The 25,516-nt window shown below is 62.0% G+C and carries 25 protein-coding genes; 20 read left to right on the top strand and 5 right to left on the bottom strand.

All coding sequences use genetic code 11. The features are described from left to right. The first annotated feature begins 51 nt into the window (after positions 1-51). The 8 genes from NL532_RS23115 (at position 52) to NL532_RS23080 (ending at position 10,251) form a co-directional block, all read left to right on the top strand. Positions 52-2,082, top strand: a complete 2,031-nt coding sequence (locus NL532_RS23115) for an SEL1-like repeat protein (protein ID WP_196813843.1) — start codon at positions 52-54, stop codon at positions 2,080-2,082. A 99-nt stretch (positions 2,083-2,181) separates the two neighbouring features. Next, complete coding sequence (locus NL532_RS23110; protein ID WP_031202958.1) at positions 2,182-4,191, top strand: amidase; 2,010 nt, start codon at positions 2,182-2,184, stop codon at positions 4,189-4,191. 80 nt (positions 4,192-4,271) lie between these two features. Beyond that, entirely contained in the window at positions 4,272-4,808 is a 537-nt protein-coding gene (locus NL532_RS23105) for an isochorismatase family protein (RefSeq protein WP_023828867.1), read from the top strand. 31 nt (positions 4,809-4,839) lie between these two features. Continuing rightward, positions 4,840-5,304 (top strand): GFA family protein, encoded by a 465-nt coding sequence (locus NL532_RS23100; RefSeq protein WP_023715154.1) that lies wholly within the window; start codon positions 4,840-4,842, stop codon positions 5,302-5,304. 263 nt (positions 5,305-5,567) lie between these two features. Further along, entirely contained in the window at positions 5,568-6,581 is a 1,014-nt protein-coding gene (locus tag NL532_RS23095; protein ID WP_023715155.1) for a LacI family DNA-binding transcriptional regulator, read from the top strand. After that, on the top strand, positions 6,578-8,095 hold the full coding sequence (locus NL532_RS23090; protein WP_023828868.1) for a sugar ABC transporter ATP-binding protein: 1,518 nt from the start codon (positions 6,578-6,580) through the stop codon (positions 8,093-8,095). The genes NL532_RS23095 and NL532_RS23090 overlap by 4 nt, the downstream gene beginning before the upstream one ends. Then, positions 8,095-9,147 carry an ABC transporter permease gene (locus tag NL532_RS23085; RefSeq protein WP_023807760.1) on the top strand — a complete coding sequence of 351 codons (1,053 nt, stop codon included), beginning with the start codon at positions 8,095-8,097 and terminating at the stop codon, positions 9,145-9,147. The genes NL532_RS23090 and NL532_RS23085 overlap by 1 nt, the downstream gene beginning before the upstream one ends. Before the next feature lie 120 nt (positions 9,148-9,267). Beyond that, the gene (locus tag NL532_RS23080) at positions 9,268-10,251 is read left to right on the top strand and encodes a substrate-binding domain-containing protein (protein WP_023828869.1); all 984 of its coding nucleotides are present in this window, start codon (positions 9,268-9,270) and stop codon (positions 10,249-10,251) included. Between the two features lie 157 nt (positions 10,252-10,408). Here the strand turns inward: NL532_RS23080 and NL532_RS23075 are convergent, their stop codons facing one another. Continuing rightward, positions 10,409-11,449, bottom strand: coding sequence for a hypothetical protein (locus tag NL532_RS23075; protein ID WP_023828870.1), 1,041 nt, complete (start codon positions 11,447-11,449; stop codon positions 10,409-10,411). Between the two features lie 248 nt (positions 11,450-11,697). Here NL532_RS23075 and NL532_RS23070 point away from each other — a divergent pair, with 248 nt between their 5' ends. The 4 genes from NL532_RS23070 to NL532_RS23055 all read left to right on the top strand — a co-directional run bounded on the left by NL532_RS23070 (position 11,698) and on the right by NL532_RS23055 (position 14,588). After that, positions 11,698-12,252, top strand: a complete 555-nt coding sequence (locus tag NL532_RS23070) for a hypothetical protein (protein WP_155923795.1) — start codon at positions 11,698-11,700, stop codon at positions 12,250-12,252. 4 nt (positions 12,253-12,256) lie between these two features. Continuing rightward, positions 12,257-12,604, top strand: coding sequence for a hypothetical protein (locus tag NL532_RS23065; protein ID WP_155923796.1), 348 nt, complete (start codon positions 12,257-12,259; stop codon positions 12,602-12,604). A 305-nt stretch (positions 12,605-12,909) separates the two neighbouring features. After that, positions 12,910-13,740, top strand: coding sequence for a DUF4417 domain-containing protein (locus tag NL532_RS23060; protein ID WP_196813844.1), 831 nt, complete (start codon positions 12,910-12,912; stop codon positions 13,738-13,740). After that, positions 13,737-14,588, top strand: coding sequence for an ATP-binding protein (locus tag NL532_RS23055; protein WP_023828873.1), 852 nt, complete (start codon positions 13,737-13,739; stop codon positions 14,586-14,588). The genes NL532_RS23060 and NL532_RS23055 overlap by 4 nt, the downstream gene beginning before the upstream one ends. Positions 14,589-14,661: 73 nt before the next feature. Here NL532_RS23055 and NL532_RS23050 read toward each other — a convergent pair whose 3' ends face one another. Then, positions 14,662-15,498 (bottom strand): SLC5/6 family protein, encoded by an 837-nt coding sequence (locus NL532_RS23050; protein WP_023828874.1) that lies wholly within the window; start codon positions 15,496-15,498, stop codon positions 14,662-14,664. Positions 15,499-16,258: 760 nt separating this feature from the next. Between NL532_RS23050 and NL532_RS23045 the strand changes: the two genes are divergently transcribed. The 4 genes from NL532_RS23045 (at position 16,259) to NL532_RS23030 (ending at position 18,079) form a co-directional block, all read left to right on the top strand. Then, a complete protein-coding gene (locus tag NL532_RS23045) occupies positions 16,259-16,414 on the top strand; it encodes a DUF1127 domain-containing protein (protein WP_023671409.1) in 156 nt (51 codons plus the stop codon). A gap of 140 nt (positions 16,415-16,554) precedes the next feature. After that, positions 16,555-16,728 carry a hypothetical protein gene (locus tag NL532_RS23040; protein ID WP_023671410.1) on the top strand — a complete coding sequence of 58 codons (174 nt, stop codon included), beginning with the start codon at positions 16,555-16,557 and terminating at the stop codon, positions 16,726-16,728. Positions 16,729-16,901: 173 nt separating this feature from the next. After that, positions 16,902-17,606, top strand: a complete 705-nt coding sequence (locus tag NL532_RS23035) for a Crp/Fnr family transcriptional regulator (protein ID WP_023685922.1) — start codon at positions 16,902-16,904, stop codon at positions 17,604-17,606. A 284-nt stretch (positions 17,607-17,890) separates the two neighbouring features. After that, the gene (locus NL532_RS23030) at positions 17,891-18,079 is read left to right on the top strand and encodes a hypothetical protein (protein ID WP_023671412.1); all 189 of its coding nucleotides are present in this window, start codon (positions 17,891-17,893) and stop codon (positions 18,077-18,079) included. Positions 18,080-18,101: 22 nt separating this feature from the next. Here NL532_RS23030 and NL532_RS23025 read toward each other — a convergent pair whose 3' ends face one another. Next, the gene (locus tag NL532_RS23025) at positions 18,102-18,842 is read right to left on the bottom strand and encodes a sulfotransferase family protein (RefSeq protein ID WP_023697773.1); all 741 of its coding nucleotides are present in this window, start codon (positions 18,840-18,842) and stop codon (positions 18,102-18,104) included. A 267-nt stretch (positions 18,843-19,109) separates the two neighbouring features. Between NL532_RS23025 and NL532_RS23020 the strand changes: the two genes are divergently transcribed. Further along, complete coding sequence (locus tag NL532_RS23020; protein ID WP_023697772.1) at positions 19,110-20,306, top strand: aminotransferase-like domain-containing protein; 1,197 nt, start codon at positions 19,110-19,112, stop codon at positions 20,304-20,306. A gap of 152 nt (positions 20,307-20,458) precedes the next feature. Here the strand turns inward: NL532_RS23020 and yghU are convergent, their stop codons facing one another. Then, positions 20,459-21,328, bottom strand: a complete 870-nt coding sequence (gene yghU / locus NL532_RS23015; protein ID WP_023689843.1) for a glutathione-dependent disulfide-bond oxidoreductase — start codon at positions 21,326-21,328, stop codon at positions 20,459-20,461. Between the two features lie 426 nt (positions 21,329-21,754). Between yghU and NL532_RS23010 the strand changes: the two genes are divergently transcribed. Continuing rightward, a complete protein-coding gene (locus NL532_RS23010) occupies positions 21,755-22,666 on the top strand; it encodes a S1C family serine protease (RefSeq protein WP_023671416.1) in 912 nt (303 codons plus the stop codon). Positions 22,667-22,851: 185 nt separating this feature from the next. Here the strand turns inward: NL532_RS23010 and NL532_RS23005 are convergent, their stop codons facing one another. Then, positions 22,852-23,466: a hypothetical protein gene (locus NL532_RS23005; protein WP_023693763.1), complete on the bottom strand. Its 615-nt coding sequence runs from the start codon at positions 23,464-23,466 to the stop codon at positions 22,852-22,854. Between the two features lie 169 nt (positions 23,467-23,635). Between NL532_RS23005 and NL532_RS23000 the strand changes: the two genes are divergently transcribed. Together NL532_RS23000 and NL532_RS22995 are read left to right on the top strand one after the other, a co-directional pair. After that, a complete protein-coding gene (locus NL532_RS23000; RefSeq protein WP_023693762.1) occupies positions 23,636-24,232 on the top strand; it encodes a YdeI/OmpD-associated family protein in 597 nt (198 codons plus the stop codon). 211 nt (positions 24,233-24,443) lie between these two features. After that, positions 24,444-25,502 carry a GSU2403 family nucleotidyltransferase fold protein gene (locus tag NL532_RS22995; RefSeq protein ID WP_023689846.1) on the top strand — a complete coding sequence of 353 codons (1,059 nt, stop codon included), beginning with the start codon at positions 24,444-24,446 and terminating at the stop codon, positions 25,500-25,502. Positions 25,503-25,516: the final 14 nt, after the last annotated feature.

Genomic DNA, 25,516 nt, shown 5'->3' with positions numbered 1-25,516 from the left:
ACAGCCTGGCTTGCGCTATGGATTACTGTGGCTGCAAATGGATTGGGGCCGGTGAGCAACAACGACTGGGCGCCCAAAGTGGATACACCTGTCTACAGCCCGCCCAAGTCGCGTCGCCGAGGGGTCCTTACCGTCGTTCTGGTGTTGCTGGCGGCTTTTGTGCTGCTCGGTCCTGGCCGAAATTACTATGTGCAGTGGTCAGCGGCACAAAAGGGTGCAGCGGCTCTCCAGGCAAAGGATTATGCCGAGGTATTCCGTCAAATGAAGATCATGGCGGACGCTGGCAATGTTGACGCAAAAGGCCAGCTTGGTGCGCTGTACTGGCGCGGTGAGGGCGTGGCTCAGAACGACAGCCAGGCGGTGTATTGGTGGAAGAAATCCGCCGATGGCGGCAATGCGGAAGCCATAGCAGCACTGGGTCAAGCCTACCTTATGGGCAGGGGCGTTGAAAAGGACAGTCGGCTTGCCGAGAGTTTCTCACGAAAGGCCGCCGATAAAGACAACATGAATGGGCAGTACCAGCTCGGCGTGTTGTACTGGCAGGGCCAAGGGGTCGCGCAAAGTTATGAGCAGGCGCTCTATTGGTGGCGCAAGGCGGCCGATCAGGGGAGCGGGGAGGCTGAATATTCTCTCGGCCAAGTCTATTTAAATGGCCAAGGGGTCGAAAGAAACGATCAACTGGCGTTGAAGTTTTCCAGGCAATCAGCCGACAAGGGCAATGCGAACGCTCAGTACGCCCTCGGCGTCCTGTATGCGCAGGGTCGGGGTGTTGCGCAAAGCTTCGAGCAGGCTGCCTCATGGTGGCGCAAGGCGGCTGACCAAGGAAGCCTGGAGGCCGCTTTCTGTCTCGGACGCGCCTACTATCTTAACCAAGGCGTCAAGAAGGATGATCAGGCCGCCATAGTGTGGGTGAAAAAGGCAGCCGATCTGGGTGAGCCGAATGCCCAGGCTTTGCTGGGCACTTTGTACTCGCGGGGCCACGGCGTTGAGCAGGATGACCGCCTTGCGTTCGGGTGGTGGATGAAGGCCGCAACCACCGGTCTGACAGAAGCGCAATACGCGGTGGCGGCCGCTTATGGCCAGGGAAAAGGTACCCCTAGGGACGACGGCCAGGCGTTTGCGTGGATGAGCAAAGCCGCCAATCAGGGCTTTGTGTTCGCCCAGTCGAATCTGGGCGGATATTATTCGATGGGCCAAGGCGTCGAGAAGAGCGCCGGGCAGGCGGTCTATTGGTGGCGCAAGGCCGCGGAAGCGGGGAATGCCGAAGCCGGTGCCAATCTGGCCCGGGCGTATTCGCTCGGCGAAGGCGTGGGACGGGACGATGCGTTGGCCGCGACTTGGGCGCAAAAGGCGTCCGACGGGCGAAACGCCGACGCTCAATATCTGCTTGGTATCCTCTACAGCCAGGGCCGCGGCGTTGCGCAAGACAATGATCTGGCCTTCCGATGGTGGATGAAGGCTGCTGTCCAAGGCCATGTGGTAGCGCAGTATAATGTCGGGGTCGTGTATCGGGACGGGCAGGGCGTCGGGAAGGATGAAAGGCAGGCATTCGAGTGGCTGAGCAAGGCTGCCGACAAGGACAATGACCTTGCGCAGTTCGCTCTCGGTGGACTGTATTGGGATGGTCTAGGAGTAACGAAGGACCCCGTTCAGGCGGCAAGGCTCTGGCGCAAAGCCGCCGACCAGAGCAATGCATTCGCGCAGAAAGCGCTCGGCACAGCCTATTCCGAGGGTGTTGGCGTTGCGCAAAGCAGTGCGGATGCGGCGGGCTGGTGGCTCAAGGCGGCGCGGCAGGGAAATGTCGATGCCCAGCTCGCCTTAGCGTATGCCTCGGCCAACGGCGTGGGCATTGCCAGAGACGACAAGGCTGCCGAGTCCTGGTGGCTGGAAGCCGCAAAGGCCGGCAGCGTCGATGCCGAGTTCAGTCTGGGCTCGCTCTACTACCGCGGCGTCGATGGGAAACCAAACTACAAGGAAGCCGCCAAATGGTTCTTCAAGGCGGCAGGCCACGGCAGTTCCGGCGCCAAGACCTATCTCGACCTGATGAAGGAAAACGGCCAGCTCGACAGCAAGATGCTGTGAGCCGAGTGCATAAGCGTCGCCGTCACGCCTTTCGTTTGAGGCGTGACACTCGCATCGCACGATGCGAAGACTCATTTGCCGCTGCATCTCGAGAATCCCATGCCCAACCTCCAGCTCGTCGAAGCCACGATCGCCGACCTGCGCCGGGCGCTGGAGGCCGGCACCGTCACCAGCGTCGAGCTGGTGGGCGCTTATCTCAGGCGCATCGCGCATTACGACCGCCATGGCATTGCGCTCAATGCCGTGCCGGTGCTTAACCCGGCAATGTTCGAGGAGGCGGCGGCGTCCGACCTGCGGCGGCGCAATGGTGCCACCCTCGGGCCGCTCGACGGCATCCCCTACACCGCCAAGGACAGCTATAAGGTGAAGGGCCTGACGGTGGCCGCCGGCTCGCCCGCCTTCGAGCATCTCGTCGCCAACGAGGACGCTTTCACCATTGCCAGGCTGAGGGCCGGTGGTGCTGTGCTGATCGGGCTGACCAACATGCCGCCTATGGCCAATGGCGGCATGCAGCGTGGCGTCTATGGCCGCGCCGAGAGCCCCTACAATGCCGACTATTTGACCGCCGCCTTCGCTTCCGGCTCGTCCAACGGCTCGGGCACGGCCACCGCCGCCAGCTTCGCCGCCTTCGGGCTGGGCGAGGAGACATGGTCTTCCGGCCGCGCGCCGGCGTCCAACAATGCACTTGTCGCCTACACGCCGTCGCGCGGCGTCATTTCGGTCAGGGGCAACTGGCCGCTGGTGCCGACCATGGATGTGGTGGTGCCGCACACGCGCGGCATTGCCGACATGCTGGAGTTGCTGGATGTGATCGTCGCCGACGATGCGGAGACGCGCGGCGATTTCTGGCGTGTGCAGCCTTGGGTGTCGATCGCGAAAAGCGCTGCTCTCAGGCCGCCAAGCTACACTGCGCTCCAACTGCAAGGCTCATTACAAGGCAAACGCCTCGGCGTGCCGAAAATGTATATTGGCCGCGACGGCGGCGCGCTCAAACCCATCGAGACCCGCGCCTCGGTGCTCGACCTCTGGCGGCAGGCAGCGCGTGACTTGGAAAAGCTCGGCGCGGAGGTGGTCGAGGTCGATTTCCCCGTCGTCTCGAACTATGAGCGCGACCGTCCGGGCACAAAAACCATGGTCGAACGCGGGCTGGTGCCGGAAGCCTTCGCAGAGCGCGAAATCTGGGATCTCTGCATCTGGGGCTGGGACGATTTTCTGCGCGCAAATGCCGATCCGGCGATCCCCGATCTGGCTGCGGTCGACGGCCCAAAGATTTTCCCGCAGCCGCCGGGCGCGCTGCCGGACCGCTATGGCGACGACGGTTTCGATCTGGCCGACTACGTCACGAGCGCCAAGCAGGGCGTGATGCCATTGCTGGATATCCCAACGCTGGCGGAAGGTCTGAAGGGATTGGAGGCGACGCGGCGCATCGACTTCGAGGACTGGCTGGACGAGCACAGGCTCGACGCCGTCGTGCTGCCGGCGGTCGCCGATGTCGGCCCGGCCGATGCCGACGTCAACCAGACCTCTGCAGAAATCGCCTGGCGCAACGGCACCTGGGTTGCCAATGGCAATCTGGTGTGGCGTCATCTTGGCATCCCGACCGTCACCGTGCCGATGGGAACGATGGCCGATATCGGCATGCCGGTCGGGTTGACCTTTGCGGGCAAGGCTTATGGTGATGTGGAATTGCTGCGCCTCGCCGGCGACTACGAGCGCGCCACCCAAGGCCGCACGGCCCCGCCGCGCACGCCGGAACTGCCGGACGATGTCTTTGCGGGGCGGCCTGGTGGATTGCGGGCCAGCGATGCGCCGGCGCCGAGGCTTACGCTTGTTGCCGAGACGATGCGGCGAGGAGACCAGGCCGAGATCGCCGTGACGGTTGAACTCGATGCGGAGACCGCTGGCGTCAAGGTTCACGTCAATGGCGAACCGGTCGCTCTGCGGCGCAGCGGCACAAGCTTTCACGGCCGCATCCTGGTGCCGGCCGGCGAGCATGAAAGAATGCACAGTGTGTGGCGAGGCGCTTACGGCTCGATCGTTACGGCCGTCATGCGGCTGGAGGATGGACGCACGGCTGGTGCTTACGTGGTTACCGGCGGAATCGGGTGAGGGTACAGGTAATCTCCCCAAGGGGGAGATCAGCAGCTTCGCCGTCTTGACCCTCCCATCGCCCGCGTTATCTTCGCGCCATGTCAAACCTCGCTCCCCTCGTCGTCATCGATCTCCAGACCAACATGTTCGACGGGCGCGTCGAGCCGCCGATCCATGATGCACCAGGCATCGCCAAGCGCACACGCTCATTGATCGACTGGGCACGGCGCAGCGGGCGAAAAATCGCGTTCGTGCGGCATGACGGGCCGGCCGGCGATCCGCTGGCGCCGGGCGAGCCGGGTTGGCCGGTATGGCCGGAACTCGGCCAGGCCAAGGACGAGCCGACATTCTCCAAGACCGTCCGCAACGCATTCTCGAATGCCGAGCTTGGCGCCTGGGTGGCCGGGCAGGGGGCCGGCGAAGTCGTGCTCGCCGGAGCGCAAACCGATTTCTGCATCGCCGGCACCGTCAAGGGCGCCCTGGCCGAGGGCCTCGGCGTCACTGTCGTTTCCGATGCGCACTCGACGCTGGACACTGAAGGCGAAACCGCGACCGAGATCATCGCCCGGTACAATGCTGATTTCACCGATGCCGGCGTCACGCTGGTGACGACGAAGGCGCTGACCGGCGACTGAAGCACCGCGCTTCGAAGAGTGGGAGACTGCCGTGCCAACCCTGAAATTGCCGGCCGAAGGCGGATGCCGCTGCGGACGCGTGCGGCTCAAGATTTCCGCAAAGCCGCTTTTGACCATGGCTTGTCATTGCACCGGCTGCCAGACCATGTCGGCCAGCGCCTATTCGCTAAGCGCCGCCATTCGCTCCGACGGCTTCGAGATCACGCTAGGCGAGCCGGTGATCGGCGGGCTGCACGGCGCCTCGAAACATTTCTTCTGCCCACATTGCATGAGCTGGATGTTCACGCGCCCCGAAGGGCTCGACTGGTTCGTCAATCTGCGTCCGACCATGCTCGACGAGCCCGGCTGGTTCACGCCGTTCATCGAGACATGGACCAGCGAGAAGCTGCCCTGGGCGACGACGCCTGCGGTGCACAGTTATGAGGCGCTGCCGGCCTTTGAGGAATATGAGGGGCTGGTGGCGGAGTTTGCTGAAACCGCGAGTCTCCCCACTTGAGGGGAGATGGCGGCAGGCCAGAGGGGGTCGGTGCGACTGGGCTCGACGTCCTTGCTGCAGATGGAAGGTTGGCGCTTCACGCGCGGCGACCCCCTCTGTCGCCTTCGGCGACATCTCCCCCTCGAGGGGGGAGATAAGCCCCGCTAAAAATTTGCATCGAATCGATTGCGCAAACGTTTCGATGGCCCTAAACTCCCTCAAAATCCGCCATCAGAGCGGACGGGAAACGCATAGGGAGGAGCGCTTGCAGGCGCTGATATGCCTTGCCGACAATGGCTGAAGTGGCGCGGCGCGCCGGTGTGTCGGTGTCGACCGTCTCGCATGTCGTCAACAACACGCGCTTCGTTTCGCTGGAAAAGGCGAGGCTGATCAACGACGCCATTGCCGCCATGGGCTACCAGCCCAACGAGCTGGCGCGCTCACTGAAGGCCTCGACCACCAACAGCGTCGGCCTGGCGATCTCGGCGATCTCCAACCCTTATTTCACCGACATCATCTGCGCGGTCGAGGCCGAATGCGCGCGGCTCGGGCTGATGGTCTTCCTGTCGGACACCCAGGAAGATCCCGACCGCGAACTGCAGGTGGTGCGCGCTTTTCATCAGCGCCGCGTCGACGGCGTCATCCTGGCGCCGTCGGGCTCGCCGCAGCGGGCCATCGACTATCTCGCCGACAAGAAGATGCCATGCGTTCTGATCGACCGTTTCGCCGACGAGCGCTTCGATCAGATCGGCGTCGAGAACGAAACGTCGATGCGCGCGCTGATCGACCATGTCGCCTCCTTCGGCCACAAGCGCATCGGCTATATCGCCGGACAGCCCGGCCTGACGACGACGCGCGAGCGCATCGAGGCGTTCCAGGCTTCGCTCGCCGCCAATGGACTTGAGTGCGTGACGCGCTATCTCTCGGCCGAGAATGTCGACACGGCGGCGGCGACCGCATCCACCCACGCCATCCTGTCGCTGCCGTCGCCACCAACCGCATTGGTCACCGGCAACAACATGACGACGATCGGAGCCGTCCGCGCCATCCGCGAAAAAGGCCTCACCATTCCGGGCGATCTGTCGCTGGCCGGCTTCGACGATTTCGAATGGGCCGATTGTTTCGAGCCGCGCCTGACGCTGGTGGCGCAGCCCTGCACCGAGATCGGCCGCCAGGCGGCAGCGCTGCTCAGTGCCCGTATAGCCGCGACCGCTTCAGCGCCGCGTTCGGTGCGGCTGCAGGCGACGCTGCGGGCGCGCGCCTCCTGCGGAAGGCCGACCCACACGAGGCTAACATGAGCGCGCCGCTGCTGATAATGACCGGCGCCGTCAAACGCTTCGGCGGCGTGCAGGCGCTGCGCGGCGTCGACTTCGACCTCAAGGCGGGCGAAATCCACGCGCTGCTCGGCGAAAACGGCGCCGGCAAGTCGACGCTGATGAACCTTCTGTCGGGCGTCTACACGCCGGACGAAGGCACGATCGAGATCGACGGCAAACCGGTGCGCTTCAACAACCCGCGCGAGGCGCAAGCGGCAGGCATCGCCACCATCTTCCAGGAGCTCGACCTGGTGCCGTCGCTGGATGTCGCCGCCAATCTGTTCCTCGGCCGCGAATTGATGCGTCCGGGCGGCTTCCTCGACGTGCCGGCAATGCGCCGCGAGGCCAAGAAGCGGCTGGAAGCCATCGAGATCGCCATCGATCCGGCCGCCATGGTGGCGGATCTGTCGATCGGCCAGCGCCAGGTGGTGGCGATCGTCAAGGCGCTGTCTTACGCCTCCCGCGTGCTGATCATGGACGAGCCGACGGCCGCACTCACCGTCGGCGAAGTCGAGCGGCTGTTCGATATCATGCGCAAGCTCGCCGCCACCGGCGTCGGCATCGTCTATATCTCGCATCGGCTGGAGGAAGTGCCCGGCATTGCCGACCGGGTGACGGTGATGCGCGACGGCCGTGTCGCCGGCATCACCGAGCCGCACGCGCCGCAGGCCGAGCTGGTCAGGCTGCTGGTCGGACGTCCGCTGGACGAACTCTATCCGCAACGCGCCAAGGCCGCGGGCAAGCCGCTGCTCAGCCTGAGGAACGCCAGCTTCAAACTCGCCCGCGACAGCGCCGGCTGGCAGGCGCCGCAAGGCGTTTCGCTCGATGTCCATGAAGGCGAGATCGTCGGTCTTGCCGGCATCATGGGGGCAGGGCGCACCGAACTCTTGTCCGCGCTCTACGGCACCGGCCTGTCGGGCCGCTGGGAGGGCGAGGTCGTCATATCGGGCAAGCCGGTAAAACTGGATTCGATCAGCGCTGCCCGCCACGCCGGCATCGCCTTCGTCACCGACGACCGCAGGGGGTCGGGCCTGATGCTGCGCATGGCCGTCGGCCTCAACCTGGTGATGTCGGTCATATCCAGGATCTCGCCGAACTGGCTGGTCTCGCCGCGCCGCCAGGCCGAGGCGGTGAAGGAATCCTTCGGTCAGTTCGATATCCGGCCGAAGAACCCCGATATCGCCGTCGGCGCGCTGTCTGGCGGCAACCAGCAGAAGGTGGTGCTGGCCAAGGAGATCCTCGGCAATCCGCGCCTGTTGCTGCTCGACGAGCCGACACGCGGCGTCGATGTCGGCGCCAAGGGCGAGATCTACCAGCGGCTCAGGGCACTCGCGGCGCAAGGGCTGGGCATTCTGGTGGCGTCCAGCGAGATGCCGGAGCTGATCGGTCTGTGCGACCGCATCGTGGTGCTGCGCCAGGGGCGCAATGTGGCGGAATTTTTGGGCGGCGTCGACGAGCACACTGTGCTGGCCGCGGCTAACGGCAGGGAGGCCTGATGTCTCAGGACAACAATCCAGTGGCAGCGAGCCCAGTGACGGCGGCGCCTCAAAAGCATCGCGACCCGCTGGCGCTGATCGTGCGCTTCCAGAGCCTGATCGGCCTCGTGCTGGTGGCGATCGGCGGCATCATCTTCTCGCCGCGCCGCCACGGCGAGATCCTGTTCCTCAACCCCGACAACATCGCCAACATCGTGCGCGCGGTGTCGGAGACCGGCATCATCGCCATCGGCATGACCTTCGTCATCATCACCGCCGGCATCGACCTCTCCGTCGGCGCGGTGCTTGGCCTGTCCAGCGTCGTCACCGCATCGATGATGATCTCCGGCGGCTTCGGCCTGATCCCCACCATCCTCGCCGTGCTCGCTTTGGGCATCTTCTTCGGCGCCATCCAGGGCACCATCTCCACCCGCTTTCGGCTGGAACCGTTCATCGTCACGCTGGCCGGCCTGCAGGCCGCGCGCGGGCTGGCGCTGGTCGTCTCCGGCAATCAGTACATCAACATTTCCTATGGCGAAGGGCCGGGCCTGGCGCCGCCGGTGTTCGCCGTGCTGGGCGAGCGGCTGTTCAACAACACCGTGCCGGTGGCGACGCTTGTGTTCGTCGTCTTTGCCGCGATCGCCACCATCGTGCTCAACACCACGCGCTTCGGCCGCTATGTCTTTGCCGTCGGCGGCAATGAGCGCGCCGCGCGCATATCCGGCGTGCCGGTGTCGATGGTGAAGATCTCGGTCTACGCCATCACCGGCTTTGCCGCCGCCCTTGCCGGCATCGTCCATGCCGGCCAGTTCAATTTCGGCAGCGCCAATGACGGCATGGGCTATGAGCTGACGGCCATCGCCGCCGTGGTCATCGGCGGCACCAGCCTGTTCGGCGGCGCCGGCTCCATGGTCGGCACCGTTGCCGGCACCATCATGCTGGGCGCGCTCGCCAACATCCTGCAGCTCAACAACATCACGCCCGCCATGCAGCTGCTCGCGACCGCCGCGATCATCGTCCTGGCGGCAGTGCTTCAATCCCTCGTTCGCCGCCGCGAGGGGTTGGGTCGTTAGTGCATGTCGCGCAAAAGGTTTTGCGATGACGACATGCACAAACAAACAAGGAGGAGACGGCAACACGTGAACGTCAAACCAAGGTCTGGCCCCCCGGCCGGACGAGGAGGAGAGTGAGTTATGAAAACGACACTAAGAGGATCGACCCTCAAGGCCGTGCTGCTGGCAGGCGCCGGCCTGTGCATTGCAGGCTCCGCTTACGCCGCCGAGCCGCTGGTGAAAGCCTGCGCCAAGGACGGCCAGTTCGTCATCGGTTTTTCGCAGGCCAACAATGCCGAGCCCTACCGCCAGCACGTCAATGACGAGCTGGAGGCGGCGGCCAAGGAAGTGCCCGGCTTCACGCTGCAGATCGCCGACGGCGCCGGCAACGTCAACACGCAGACCTCGCAGGTCGACAATTTCATCACCCAGAAGGTCGATATCCTTTTGATCTCGCCCTTCGAGGCCGCACCGCTGACGCCGGCGGTGAAGCGCGCCATGGATGCCGGCATCCCGGTCATCGAGCTTGACCGCAAGACGGTCGGCGACCCGGGCAAGGACTACACCGCCTTCATCGGCGGCGACAATTTCAAGATCGCCGAGGAAGCCGGAAAGTACACCGCCAAGACCCTGCTGCCCGACGGCGGCGAGGCGGCCGTGCTGCAAGGCCTGCCGAGCTCGACGCCGGCCGTCGAGCGCCTCAACGGCTTCAAGGAAGGCGTGAAAGGCAACCCGAAGGTCCAGATCGTCGCCGAGCAGGCCGCCGACTGGGTGCCGGACAAGGCGCAGGTCGCCTTCGCCGCCATGCTGCAGGCACACCCCGACATCAAGGTGCTCTACGCCTCCAACGACATGATGGCCGCCGGCGCGCTGCTCGCCGCCAAGGGGGCGGGCAAGGACGTCAAGATCATCGGCACCGACGGCCTGCCAGGCCCGGCCGGCGGCATCGAGGCGGTGGCCAAGGGCGACTGGGCCGCAACCTTCACCTACCCGACGGGCGCCAAGGAAGCGATCGAGATGTCGAAAAAGATCCTGCTCGATTGCGCGACCGAGGTGGACAAGACGGTGACGGTGGAGACCACCGCGATCACGGCCGAGAATGCCAAGCAGCTGATGGGGAAGTGAGGGGCAATTAGAGCCCGGCAGTGAGGTTGAAAGCAAGGCCCCGGGGAGGGGCCTTGTTTGCGTTATGAGTCAGTGAGCGGCTCCATCCTTCGCAATGTCTGCGCCGGGCGCTGAGGCAGATTTTGGGAAGTGTGGGGAAGGTGTTGGGTAAGGCTTGCTAAATCGCGACTAATTTCTGCAGCCCCGGAAATTTTATTTTGCCACCATCGATTTCGAATGGAAGATGCTCGATTTTCATTTTCTTCAGTGCGCTGATAAACAACGGACTGGCTGGCAGTCCACGAGAGACAAGGATTCGGCGTATGCTGGATTGCTCACCGATAGCGTAAACAACCAGTTGTCCGATTGCCGTAAACGCGCTTTGCGCGCCGGGAGGAACTTTGATCTCAAAGAGAATAGTAGCGTTCCCTTTCTTGTCTTTGATGAACAGGTCCGGCGCGATGTTTCCGGAAAGACGTTTATTCCCACAAGACAACCCTAATGCTAGAAGTTCGGCCGCAAGAGCTTTTTGGATTTTTGCATGAATGCGTCTGAAAGCGACTTGGCGCTGGATGGAGTAGACGCCGTCCTCATCGTTCTCCGGTTTATATTTATCGGTACCAGCTCTTTCGGCATCTTCTTGCGGCACGCCCGCTGCGACGAGCGCCTTTCGAAATGCAGGAAGACTGCGACGTAGCTCGCGTATGCGAAACGCTTCGCGCACAAAATTCGGAAGTTTGGCAGGTAGTGCGGTCGGTACAATTCGGCCAAGAATGAAGAGGGGTAGTGGTTTCTTTCCATCCTGGACCTGCTCGCGCTCGAAGCCTCGAATGAGGTCTGAGAAGGCGCTCGCAGAAACTGAAAACTTGCCCCCTCCTAAGCCGCCTTTGTGAGCCAGATAAAGATCGCCATTCTCATCCTCAACCACCTGCCCGTTGCATCCGAGCAGTCGCTTAACCGGGATGTTAATTTCGATAGCGGGCTGCCAGTGAGGCTTACCAACGCCGAAGCCGCAAAAGTATCTATTTCTGCTCCAAAGGTGGTCCGCGACATGACCCCAAAGATGGAGGTTGGGATGATAGTAGACGATGGCGTCCGTTATCTTGCCTCCGGGGGTAGAAATGGTTTGTGCTAGTTCTTGTGCACTATGCTGAATGCCGATAGCCAGCGTGTCCCTTGCATGTTGAAGCTTCCGGCGGTTAGTTACCAACGTGAACATGTGTCTCCCCCCTTGTTTACGCCTCCTATAAATATACAGACTTAGCACAGATGAATGCGCTGATCTTGCAATTTTGACCAAAAGTCTCCGGCATCGCTTGGGCCTGTCGCCCGCATGCGTAAAGGCCCCGGACGGCCTTGTTTATTTTGGCAGCACTCGTCGTGTCCAAGAAAACTCTTGACATTGCGTAGTAGCAACATCATTCTCACGTTAGACATGTGAGGAAGGTGATGATTATGAGAGTTAACATGGCAATCATTGGGAGCGGCCCAGTGCTATCCGGCTCTATCAATGGCAAAGCTGCTTTTGCGGCCTTTGTGAAGGCCATTGATCGCGAGCCGGCAACTCCGACACCGCTGTTCCTCGATTTTGCAAATATCAACGTGGCTACGGCCAGCTATCTTCGAGAATCGGTGTTCGCTCTGAAAGCGTACATGCGCACCCTTTCATCCAAGTATTATCCTGTCGTTGCGAACATAAACGACGATGTTTTGGATGAGCTACTGGTTGTTGCGAATACCAAAGGTGATGCGATTATGAGCTGCCGCCTGGACTGCGACGAACGCGTCTCGGGAGCGGAGTTGATTGGCAGCCTTGATCCGAAGCAACAGATGACATTCGACTTGGTGAACGAATATAATGAGGTAGATGCCAACCACCTTATGGAAAAATTTGGAGAAGCTGAGCAAACCAAGAGCACAACCGCGTGGAACAATCGCCTTGCCAGTCTTGCGGCTCGTGGCGTGATTCGTGAATTCGCTCAGGGCCGGTCGAAATTCTACCGTCCGTTATTTGAGGAGTAATCTGATGGGAGTCGAGTTTTTAAACCGAACAAAGAAAACTATCCATAAGCACGTAGATACCAAGCGGGCAGAGCTTGCGACGCCGGGTTTGTTCACAGTCAATCCCACGAACCAGCCGCGCCGCGCGATTGCGTCGATCACCGCCGGGGTAAATGTCGCCAACGGTGAAGTGCTTATTGTTGAGACTAAGAGCGGACGGGTGAGTTTGCGACGGGGCAATAGCGTCGTCGGTTCGTTTGATAATCCAGCTGGTGATGTAATTTCTGCAATTGAAAAATCGGGGGGAGCGGCGAACGGTGTTGTTGGCCGGGTACACAAGCTCTCGAAGAAAGCAGAAGTATCTCTGTGCTGAATCTCCTTCGTCCCGATACACGAAGCCATGAGCTGATCGTCCGGTCGCTGACAGACGATCCCTATCGGAACACTATGGCCTTAGGATGCCCCGGATGCCCGCACTTTTCTGAGTGCGGCGGCCTGTCGGTACGCGATCCACTTTTCGATTGTTTGCAACTCTGTTGCGGAGACCCGACTCACTGCACGCGCGTCTGCCGGCACAAGCCACAGCTGTTTGTACAGCAGATGCGGGAGGTTGGCGGTTTCGGATTTGAGGACATTCCATGCACAGCCGTTCGTCCTGCCCCACTGAGCGCGGATATCGTGCCGCTCATCTACCATGGAAGCAGTCGGACGACAGCTCTCGCTGGGAAAGCGTTCGCCCTGCGCTTGCCCGATCTCATCGACTTCAAGCGCGGTAAGCTTCACTTCGAAACGCGCGAGGCTTTGTGTCAGGCATATAGCTTAGACCCAGTGGCTGAGCTGATTCTAACTGGCGTCAATCACGATCACCGAATCGAGCCCTGGTGGACCCTTGGCGAGCAGCGCATCCCTATTATCAGGGCGATGATGGCACTTGGAATTGCACTCGTGACTGCGCCAAACTTCAGTCTTCTCCTTGATAACCCGCGAACAGATGATCTTCACGCCATGAAGCGCATCGCCATCACGTTCGAGGAGTTTCAGCGTGAAGGACTATCCTGCGCACTTCATCCTAACGGTCGGACCTATCGGGACTTTGAGCGCTGGTCGAAATTCATTGCAGAGCACTCCGAGATAGAGACGCTATCTTACGAATTCATCACCGGCTCTGGTCAGAAGCTTAGAACGCAGTTTCACTTGGATAGGCTGGCTGATCTGGCCAAGTCCTCTCGCAGGGCGCTGGACATTGTGGTTCGCGGCGATCCTCAGGTCATTCCGTTCCTTCGGCAATTCTATCGTCGCGTCATCTACATTGATACCAATGCTTTCATGAAAACTTTGAAGCGCCGGCGCGCCGAACGTTTGGATAACAATGCGCTCCGTTGGCCCCCGACGCCGACCGGTGTCGGCGAGACGGTCGACAAGCTGTTGAACCACAATGTTGAAGAGCAGATCGCCTTTTTGCGAGCCACCTACTACGGCTGCGATGCGACCCCTGCAGAAGCTGCGTGAGGTGGAAAATCGAGACGCTGACCTTCGATCTTGTAGATGACATTTGTCTTGGATTGCAGAGCGGCACAATTACGGAGGCTGACCTGCCGACGGTCAATGCCGATGGCATGGGTCCGCTTCTAGAGTTGCGGCACACGCAGCCAAACATCTTGAGCCGAGATGGCGGATCCCTTTGGCTAAGTGCCGACAACTACCGCGAACTTATGAGCAACATGCGCGAAGCGGATGCTTGGTTTGAGCCAAGATCTGGACACCAGGGATTTATTTCGGTCGAGACACTTCGGCGAGATGAACTCGCATGGACCGGCTTCGTGCTACGCGCCAAACGGGCAGCGATATCGGCCGGTTTTTCTGAGGACTATGGCGGTAAGCAAATGGCGGCCATTGGCGAGTTTTATGCGAACGTCATCGACCATAGCGGGCGTATAGATTCCGGCTACGTTGTCTATAGCGCCTCTCCCGGCCGCTTCGAATTTGTTGTGGCGGATGGTGGAATAGGGGTTCTGAACAGCCTCCGCAGCAACCCGGCATATGCCCATCTGGTTGATGCCGGGACCGCGCTCGAATTGGCCTTGGACGAAGGAGTGTCCCGTTACTACACCGAACAGGGGCATGGTTTTGGGTTTCGGCCATTGTTTGTCGGCCTAGCCAACATTAGTCGATACATGCGGTTTCGGTCGGACGATCACAGTCGGTCACTGACGAGGAAAGCCGACGGATCGATAGATGCCCAAACCAGCCAACTCGCCACCACGAACGGTTTTTTCTGTTGCGTGGTTTGCGACGTCGAAATCCAGACACCAGCCAGTCATCCGCACCAGGCGCCGAAAAATGCTGAGAGAGAGTAGCTGATGTTACTCAGCATAAAGAGGCGAAACGCTATCAGCGCGATTGCTGATTGTCTGGTGCGAGAGAACGGATTCACGGCGTCGCCGTGAACCCGCACTGCTTCTGTTCCATCTCGATCTGCTTGGTGATGCGGATGGCGTTCTGTGCGTAGGCCTCCGTCACCGAGCCGCTGTTGACGGTCTTGTCCTTCAGCGGGCTGACGGCTGCGCAGAGGTGGAAGACGTGCTCGGTGTCGGACTTGGCGGCGCCGTTTTCCGGCGCGATCCAGTAGACGATATCCTGGCCATTGGGGTGTGCCGCGTCCTTCGTCGCCGCGGCCACCGTGGTGGAGTCGGTGGCGATCGCCTGCGCCTGGGCGGCGACCTCGGGCGAGCATGCCGTGGTCGGCTGCCCCGCCTTGATCTGTTCCGCGCACGTGTTCATGTCCTGCGTGTACTGCTCGACCGATGGCGGCTGGTAGCTGACCCCGATCAGCGTCGCCAGCACGGCGAGCACGGCGCCGATGCCGCCGGCCACCTTCTTGCTCTTCGGGTCCATGTTCTTGTCGTTGAGGATCAAGAGAACCAGCGGCAGGAAGGCAATCAGCGTGATGATCGCGCCGAGCTGGTTCTGGACGAAGAACCGGAACGTGTCGGATTCGCGGGCCGGGTCCTTCCGGTTGGCCGCCTTCCAGAGCAGGCTGCCGGCGATGGCGAAAATCGCGATCCCGACCAGAATGCCGATCAGCAGCGGCAGGTTGCCCTGATCGAACTTGTGCTTGTAGAGCAGTACGATCCCGGCGATCTCGCCGCCAATGGCGATGACCCACGACAGCACGGCGAACAGGCGCAGCCGCGTGGCCCCGGACTTCTGGCCCTGCGTTGCCTGCCAGTCCTTGGTAACGTCTACGGTCGGCTTGTTGTCGGTCATGACCAGATCCCCCGGTATCGACACTTTTGCGGGGCGGCGTCAAAGGCGCCCGGCGCAGCGTCATTGTACGAACGTCGCCTGCCCCGGCGCGAAAGCGCCACGGCAGACCCCATCCTTATTGCGCATGATGGGATTCGTCCATAGCCGAGGCTGGCGGACGAGGATGCGGGCAATGGTGCGGAGGAGGGCAGCGCAATCGCATAAGGCGGCGCCAGCCCCACTCCGTCCGCCGCGGCCACTTCCCCCATGTCCATGGGGAGAGGAAACCCAGCCCATCAAGGCCGCCACCTCGGTGATTGGCATTTCCTCTCCCTCCGCGGAGCGGGCAATCGCATATGACAGGTTTCCGCTCTACGAATACCCCCACCCTTAATCCCTCCCCACAAGGGGGAGGGAGACTTGGTAGGCGCTGATCGCCGCAAATCGCCTAAGTTCGACGCCAGAAAGGGTGGCTTGCGGCAGCGTTCCCTCCCCCTTTTTGGGAGGGTTAGGGTGGGGGTCCTCTTCGTAAGAACTCATATGTGATCGCCTTGCGCCGACGAAGGGAAGGTGGGTCGCCGAACCCGAGGGAGCGCCATATGCGATCGCCCTGCCATAGGTCGGATCACGCAACCGCGGGAGCGCAACTAATTTGTATACAAATGTTTCTGGGCGACATCGGTTTGTGAAGCGCTTCACCGTTGCCGCGCAATCGATCGGTTACAGAGGCCGTGCAAGAGCGGGCCTGAGGCAGCGCTTTGCTGCTGCATGGAGGTAACCGATGTTTGAAAGTCTCAGCAGAATTCGTGCTGCCCTGGCGCGCGCCAGCAAGCACAGGAAGACCGTGCGCGCACTGAATGCGCTGCCGACGGAGATCCAGAAGGACATTGGCTGGACGGAGTCGAGGTCGATCGATGAGATAAGGCTGCCGTTCTAGGGCCGCATCCAGCGTCGCTAATATATCGCTCGCCATCGATTGTTCGGAAGCGTACAGTATAGCATCGTCAGCCACATCAATGGGCGCTGACGCTTGGGAGCGACCATCGCACTCCTGCCCCGAGAGGAGGCATTGGAGCCATGGCGGAGCAACCGAGACAGTCCGGTCTGAGCGCCGAGACGCTCGCGGCCTTGGCGCGGGAAACCGGGGCCTCCGAGCAGCAGATACAAGAGATCGCATCGCTGATCGGCAACGATCGCTCGTCCATCGTGCGCGAAGCGCGCATGGTTGCGGCTGACCGCCCGAAGCGCTGATCCAGGAAAAAGCTGCTGGATTGATTGATGGGGCGTCGCCCCTGATTTGTCGGTTTTGTACGAAGTACAATGGCTGAATCCGAGTCAGCTATCGTCCAATGACCGTTTGCATTTGGGCAGGGCGCCGACGGCTGGGAGATGACATGTGCTCTTGCCCTTGACGGGAGAGAGCGATGGACCAGTCGGTCAGCAAGGAGAAAAGCGGCCTTTTGCGCCGCATGAACCCGGCCGACTTCGCACTGCTTGCGCCGCATTTGCACCATCGTGTGCTCGATCTCAAAGCCCCGCTCGAAATGGCGGGCGAGCCGGTCGCCTCGGTCTGCTTCCTGGAAAGCGGCCTGGCCTCGGTGGTGGCGAGGAACCGGCCGGGCCTGGACACCGAGGTCGGCATCATCGGCCACGAAGGCATGTCGGGCTCCGCCTTGGTGATGGGCGCCGACTGGGCGCCCCATGACTGCTACATGCAGATGCCGGGCGAGGCGGTGTGCATCGATTCCGAGCCGTTCAAGGCAGCGTTGCAGAAAAGCCCGACGCTTCGCGCCTTCCTGCTGCGCTATGCCCATTATCTGCACGGCCAGACCAAATCCACGGCGCTGAGCAATGCCCGCGCCAAGCTCGAGGATCGGCTGGCCCGATGGCTCCTGATGTGTGACGACAGGGTGGTCGGCCATCAGATCCAGATCACGCATGAGTTCCTGTCCGTCATGCTCGGCGTCAGGCGTCCGGGCGTCACCATCGGCCTGCAGATCCTGGAAGGGCGCGGCCTGATCCGGTCGCGGCGCGGCGAGATCGTCATTCGCGACCGGGATGGCCTGATCGCCGTCGCCGATGGTTTCTACGGCCAGGCCGAGGCCGAATACGAACGGCTGCTGGGCTGAGCCTGGCACGGGCTGGAAATGGCCGACGCGAATGCCGGTGAAAGCATGTTGCCAGAGCCGCGCCGGCCATTTGCGGCCATCTGGGGAGAGGCCGCCCGGCAAATCTAGCATCGGCGCAAAAGCGGGCAACGAACCGCAATCGCTTGGTAAAAACCGTACAATCGAATTGTGTTGAACCTTGGTTCGGCAAGAGTATGAATCCGCTGTCGTCGACCATTGTATGGGGCGCTGGCGCCTGAGACTTCGACAGGCTCGCGCGCCCGATGTGAACGGGGAAAACCGAAATGGCAGAACTGCTTTTCGATGTATCCGCCTTCGATTGCGCCATCCTGCGCGCCGCCTTCATCAAATCGGTGATGGAAGACAATGTCCCGGAAAAGCGGTGGCGCGCGCTCGCCGCCTCCCTGGTTCGCGACCTGACCGACCACGAAGACGTCGAGCCGGATCTGCTCGGCTGGATCACGCGCAAGTAGCAATATTCTGACGGTCCGGCGGCTACCCCAGCCACCACCACAGCGCCGCGACCGCCGCAAGCACCGCCGCCACCGACAGCCCCAGCATGATGTAGCTGCCCTTGATGATGTCGCGGATGATCTTCTTCACGCTTTCGCGGTCGTTGAGGTTGGGGAAAGGCTCGTTGGGCAGCGCCACGCCGAGGAAGCCGCAGAGCGGCGCCCAGCCATCGCTGACCTTGAACACCAGAAGCTTCTCCGGCGGCACGGCCGCTATCACCTCCTCGGTATAGGCGTTGTAGCGCGCCACCGCCTTGGCGCGGTCGTCCATCACGCCGGCAAGCGTGCGGCCCCAGATCAGCCTGTGCGACATGTCGCCGAATTTGCGGCCGAACGGCGTCAGCCATTCCAGCACCTTGAACTGCCACAATGTCTCGGTGAAGTGGATGGTGTCGATGGTGCTGTCGTACCAGGCCTCGGCGCCGCGCGGATGCAGGGTGAGCAGCACCTTGGCGTCGGGATAGGCGGCCATCAATTCGCGCCACACGCAGCATCCCGGATTGTCGACCGTCGCCTTGTAATTGGCAAAGACTCTGGTCCAGTCGTGCTGGCTGCCGGGCGGGCTGTTGGCCACCTTGCGCCAGAAGTCGAGATGGCCCTTGTTGGCCTTGTTGAGGATGACTTCCTGCATGTGATAGCTGGGAAGGCCCAGCCTGTTCAGCGCGGCAAAGGTCGACCATGTGCCGGTGCGGCCGAATCCGGCCCCGATGAGCTCAAGCGTCATTTTACCCCCCTTGTTGAGACCGCTTTTCTTTTTATGCCGGTCCGCTCGGAATGAGGTTGCATCCGCGCCCCTCGGCGCGCAACAATTTTCCCTGTCCAGGGCAGAAATGTGTTTGCTTTTTCGTCTGGGCCACGCGGAATGAGGGTTTGGCTATTCCAGCGGGTGAGGGAGCCTGATAATAGGTCAGTCAGATTGACCTAAATCGCATGGCCAGAACGGTCATGCTGGACCAGATGCCGTATCCCGGGAGGTGGGCTCGTGAGTTTGATGGACCTGTTGGCGTCGCGCGCCTCGCGCATGAAGGCGTCGGAAATCCGCGAGCTGCTCAAACTGCTCGACCAGCCCGACATCATCTCCTTTGCCGGCGGCATCCCCGATCCGGCCTTGTTTCCGGCCCAGGCGATCGCCGATGCCTATGCCTCGGTGCTGGGCGGTGCGGAGGCGAGCGCAGCACTTCAGTATCAGGTCTCCGAAGGCTATCTGCCGCTCAGAAAATGGCTGGCCGGCCAGATGGGCAAGCTCGGCATTGCCTGCGACGAGCACAACATCTTCATCACCTCCGGCTCGCAGCAGGCGCTGGATTATCTCGGCAAGCTTTTCCTGTCGCCCGGCGACACAGCACTGGTAACATGGCCGACCTATCTCGGCGCGCTGCAGGCCTTCAACGCCTACGAACCGCGCTACGACCGGCTGACGCCGGACGGCGGCAACATGACGCCTGCCGCCTACCAGGCCGCTGCTGCCGCTGCAGGCGGCAAGGTGAAATTCGCCTATCTCGTGCCCGATTTCGACAACCCGACCGGCGAGACGCTGAATCGCCAGCAGCGCGAGGCGGTGCTTGACCTCGCCGACGAGCTCGACATTGCTATCATCGAGGACGCCGCCTATCGCGCGCTGCGCTATGACGGCGAGGGCCAGCCGCCGATCCTGGCGCTCGACTGCGAACGCTCCGGCGGCATCGAAAACGCCCGCACGCTCTATTGCGGCTCGTTCTCGAAAATCCTGTCACCGGGCATGCGCGTCGGCTGGGTCTGCGCGCCGCGCCGCGTCGTCGAGCGGCTGGTGCTGATGAAGCAGGCGTCGGACCTGCACAGCCCGTCGATCAACCAGCTGGTCATGCACCGCGTCTCCGAGGCCGTGTATGACGGCCAGGTGGAAAAGCTGATCGGCGCCTATCGCCAGCGCCGCGACGGCTTGCTTGCGGCACTCGAAGCGGAAATGCCGGATGGCGTCAGCTGGAGCCGACCGGAAGGCGGCATGTTCGTTTGGCTGACGCTGCCCGAAGGTGCGGACGCCACGGCACTGCTCGCCCGCTCGGTCAAGGAAGCCCGCGTCGCCTTCGTGCCGGGCAACGCATTCTACGCCGACGGTTCGGGCCGCAACACGATGCGGATGAGCTTTACGCTCGCAGATGAACGCGCCGTGGGTGAAGGCGTGCCGAGGCTGGCGAAATTGATGGGCTAATCTCCCCCCTCGAGGGGGAGATGTCGCCGAAGGCGACAGAGGGGGTCGCCGCGCGTGGAGCGCTAACCTTCATCAGTCGCAGGAGGTCGCGCCCAGTCGAGCCGACCCCCTCTGGCCTGCCGGCCATCTCCCCCTCAAGGGGGGAGATTAGCTCACTCCGCCACCACCAATTTATCCTGCGTCTTCGTCTCGAAATCGCTGGCGTCGTGGCGCTCGTGCAGTTGCATGGCGGGGTCGCCGAAGGCGCGGTTGACCATGCGGCCGCGTTGCACGGTCGGGCGGGCGTCGATCGCCCTGGCCCAGCGTTGTACGTGCTCGTAGTCCTGCACCGACAGGAACTCGGCGGAATCATTGTACATGCGGCCGAGCGCCAGGCCGCCATACCAGGGCCATACCGCCATGTCGGCGATCGAATAGAAGGCGCCGCCGAGGTATTCGGTCTCCGCCAGCCGCCGGTCGAGCACGTCGAACTGGCGCTTGGTCTCCATGGCGAAGCGGTCGATGGCGTATTCGATTTTTTCGGGCGCATAGGCGTAGAAATGGCCGAAGCCGCCGCCGAGATAGGGCGCCGAACCCATCTGCCAGAACAGCCAGGACAAGGTTTCCGCGCGCGCCGGCTGTTCGGTCGGCAGGAACTCGCCGAACTTTTCCGCGAGATAAAGCAGGATCGAGCCGGACTCGAAGACGCGGACAGGCGTCTTGCCGCTGCGGTCGAGCAGCGCCGGGATCTTGGAGTTGGGGTTGACCTCGACAAAGCCCGAGCCGAACTGGTCGCCATCGTTGATGCGGATCAGCCAGGCGTCGTATTCGGCGCCCTTGTGGCCGAGCGCCAGAAGCTCCTCCAGCATGACAGTCACTTTGACCCCATTCGGCGTCGCCAGCGAATAGAGCTGCAGCGGATGCTTGCCGACCGGCAGCACCTTGTCATGCGTCGGACCGGCAATAGGCCGGTTGATGCTGGCGAACGTACCGCCATTGGCTTTCTTCCAGCTCCAGACTTTCGGCGGGGTGTATTCGGTCATGCGGGAAATTCCTTGGTTTGGCGGGCGAAACGACTTGCGCGACGGCGCGAGACTGATGGCGGAAAAGTCGGCGGAACCTAGATACGGGAACACATAGGTGCAATTCAGAAAGGTTCAACTTGTGTTGAACTATTATCGATGTCGGCGCCGCCCCTCATCGCCCTGCCGGGCACTTCTCCCCGTATAGTGACGGGGAGAAGGACGCTGTCGCCTACTGATTTCCCCAATTGCCAGCGTTGCCAAGAGCGCCGATGTTGCGGCCATCTCCCTTCTCCCCGTCACTATACGGGGAGAAGGTGCCGGCAGGCGGATGAGGGGCAGCGCCAGCCTCTGAAATGATTGCCTTGTTGCCTAAGCCCTTGCGCCCTGTGCAGCGCGGCATACCTATAGAGGATACTGCCCACGCATATCTGCCAGGATGACCGCATGCCGATCGATCCCGTTTCCCCGCTCTTGCGCTCCGTCGTTGGCGTGCGCGCCATGGTTCCCGACGATGCCTTCACGGCCAATGCCCTGGGCACGCGCCGGGAAGGCAGCGGCGTCGTCATCCGCGGCGACGGGCTGGTGCTCACCATCGGCTATCTCATCACCGAGGCCGAGGAGGTCTGGCTGACCGACCAGGACGGCCGCGTCGTGCCGGCGCATGCGCTGGCCTATGACCAGGAGACAGGCTTCGGCCTGGTGCAGGCGCTGGCGCCGCTCGGCCTGCCGGCGGTGGCGCTGGGTGACGCCTCGAAGGCGAAGATCGGCGACCCCGTGGTGTTTGCCGACGGCACCGGCCGCTCGGTCAAGGCACACATCGTCACCAAGCAGGAATTCGCCGGCTATTGGGAATATCTGCTCGACGAGGCGATCTTCATTGCCCCGGCGCATCCGTCCTGGGGCGGCGCGGCGCTCATCGGCCAGGATGGCAGCCTGCTCGGCATCGGTTCGCTGCTTTTGCAGATGAGCCGCAACGGCGAGGTCGCCGACATCAACATGGTCGTGCCGATCAACCTTCTGACCCCGATCCTCGACGATCTCCTGACGCGCGGCCAGGTGGCGAAGCCGCCGCGCCCATGGCTCGGCGCCTTCTCGGCCGAGTCGAACGGTGCGGTCGTGGTGATGAGCGTCGCCGAAGGCGGCCCCGCCGCCAAGGCCGGCCTGCGCCAGGGCGACATCATCTCCGACGTGCGCGATGGCGAGGTCGACGGTCTCGCCGATTTCTACCGCAAGCTATGGCAGAATCCGGCGGGTTCGGAGATTCCTCTCAGGGTCGTGCGTGACGGTCGTGAGACTTGGCTGCGAGTGAAATCCGCCGACCGAAACAGCTTTTTGAAGAAACCGCATCTGCAGTGAAGCCAATCTCCCCCAAGTGGGGGAGATGCCCGGCAGGGCAGAGGGGGGCGCGAAGGATCGCGACCTCTCGATCTATTTTCTGACAAGAATCGCGGGATAAACGTGGCTGACACTAGCCGGTGCGTTGGCGGGACAGCGGCCCCCCTGCCGGCCATCTCCCCACAAGGGGGAGATTGGCTGCCCCCTCAATCCCCGCACACCCTAAAAGGCGTCCCCGTGTCCCACTCCGCGAAGGGCACGACCTGGCCTTCGACAGACACGATACTGTTCACCTTGCTATCATCATCCTGCGTCTGCATACTTTTGCCCTTGCCGGTCAGCACGTCGTAGTCGCAGCTGCTGTAGACGACAACGGACTGGTATTTGTAATGGTCATAGGCAACGCCGGCGACGACGAAGGCCTCGTTGCGCCAGGCGATGGTCAGCGTCATGTCGGTCCGCTCGCCGGGGCCGATCAGCCCCGGCAGATAGATCTTGATCGAGCCGTTGGGCAGCAAGGTCAACTCCGGTTCGATGCCGGAGCCCTCATAATGCGGCTGGTCGTAGTCGTTCCATTCGCCGTAGACCTGCTCATGCACGACGCCGGCGGGTTTCAGAAAATTGTACTTTTTGTCCCTCAGGAAGAAATGCATGTCCATGGTATCGTCTTCGGGCTCGGTCTCGACGATCATCGCCAGATCGGCGGCGCCGTCGCCATTGAAGTCGCCGGTCAGCGCGGTGATGATTTTCTGGGTTTCGATCGGTTCGGCCAGTGCCGAGGTCGGCAGCAGAAGGATGAGGCCGAGTAACATCGCTCGCATGGCATTTCCCCCGAATTGCAGTCTGCCTTGCCCGGCTGACCAGCAGGAAACTGCCACGGGCGTCGGCTGCGGCGCAAGCCGGCTCGCAATAGGCTAGGGGGTATCGACGCCGCTGACGGAAACTGGCATCGACAGCCGATACAGCCGGCCCGGCAACAACGAGGTGATGATGGCGCCGTTCAAGGTCGATCCCGACAAGGTTCATGAATTCCCCGATCCCGACAGTTTTTACGCCTGGCTGCGCGAAAATCATGCCGGCGAGAGCGAGGTCTGGATCAAGGTCCACAAGGTCGGCTCGGGCCTCGCCTCGATCACGCCGAAGCAGGCCATCGACGTGGCGCTGTGCTTCGGCTGGATCGACGCCATACGCAAGCCGCTCGACGACAAGAGCTTTCTGCAGCGCTACACGCCGCGCGGCAAGAAGAGCATCTGGAGCAAGATCAACATCGACAATGTCGCCCGCCTGGTCGAGGAGGGCCGCATGACCGAACACGGGCTGAAACAGGTCGAGGCGGCCAAGGCCGACGGCCGCTGGGACCGCGCCTATGCCTCAGGCAAGGACATGAAGATCCCTGACGATCTGCAGGCCGCCATCGATGCCGAGCCGAAGGCGAAGGAGATGCTGGCAAAGCTTTCCGCCCAGAACCGGTTCGCGCTGGCGTTTCGAACGCACAACATGAAGACGGAGGCGGGGCGCAGGAAGAAGATCGAGGCTTTTGTCGAGATGCTGAAGCGCGGCGAGACGATCTATCCGCAGAAGCGGTGAGGCGACGGCAAGCGGCTGCCATGGTGCGCGCAGCTAAAAACCCGCGTGTGAGGTTCTGGCCTCCCTTTCTTGGACATAACCTATTGTTTTTAGGGTATTTTCCACTCGGCGTGTGGGTGATAGCTGCGATAGTGGAAAAAACATAGCAACATATTGTTAATTAAGAGTTTTCCACTATGTTAACTTGATCTTGGCTTAAGAGTGGAAAACGATGCTGAGAGAGTTGACCGGCGAGCAGCGGCGCCAACTCATAGATACGCAACAGGTCTACGAGGCCTGGCAGCGTGCTGATGACCAGCGCCAAAGGCGCTTTGCAGGCAGCATGCGCTGGGTTGAGCGCAGCGGTGCTGAATACCTGCTGCGGAAGGTCCGGCAGGTCGAGAATTCACTCGGGCCGAAAAGCAGCCAGACGGAGAAGGCGTTCGCTGCGTTTTCCGAGGGCAGGGTGCAGAACAAGGATCTGCTGGCAGGTCTGGCCGATCGCCTGAACGGCCTGGCGAAAGTCAATGTGGCAATGGGGTTGGGCAGGGTACCGGCCATCGCCGCACGGATATTGCGGCGGTGCGCCGAAACAGACCTGCTGGGCAAGCAGTTGCTGGTTGTCGGCACGAATGCGCTGTTCGCTTACGAGGCTCTGGCGGGCGTCCAGATCACCAGCGGTCTCACGGCAACCGGCGACATCGACCTGCTCTTCGATTCGCGACGTCGCATCAGCTTCGTGACCGGCGAGAGGGTAAGCCAGTCCGGCCTGATAGGCGTGTTGCGTAAAGTGGACAGGTCCTTCAAGCCGCTCCAGCCCCGGGCCTTCAGGGCAGCGAACCGTGATGGCTATCTGGTCGACCTGATCCGTCCGCAGGCAAGACATGTCCTCAAGGACAACGCCACTACCTCGATTACACAGCATGCCGACGATCTCGACAGCGCACCCATGGAGGGGCTGCAATGGCTCATCAACGCCCCGAAGGTGGAGGCTGTGGCGATCGATGAGCGTGGCTATCCCGTAAGCATGCCGACGGTCGACCCTCGAATGTTCGCTCTGCACAAGGCTTGGCTGGCCACGCTGCCTGATCGGTCTGCGGTCAAGGCAATGAGAGATCGTGAACAGGCGGAAGCGGCTGCACGCATTGCCACCGCCTATCTTGCCCTTCCGCTGGACAGCGAACATCTCAAAAGGCCTCCGGCGGCATTGCGAGACGCCGCGGCCGCAACGCTGTCCCTTCCTGGCCCGAGCGGCTTTTCCGAAGACCTTCCAATTGAGCCGGACTGGTAGCGCCCACACGCCAT

The organism is Mesorhizobium sp. C120A (genome assembly GCF_030323105.1).
In the GTDB taxonomy this organism is placed as follows: domain Bacteria; phylum Pseudomonadota; class Alphaproteobacteria; order Rhizobiales; family Rhizobiaceae; genus Mesorhizobium.
Note: the sequence above shows the minus strand (reverse complement) of the source record. Positions and strands in the feature narration are given on the sequence as shown.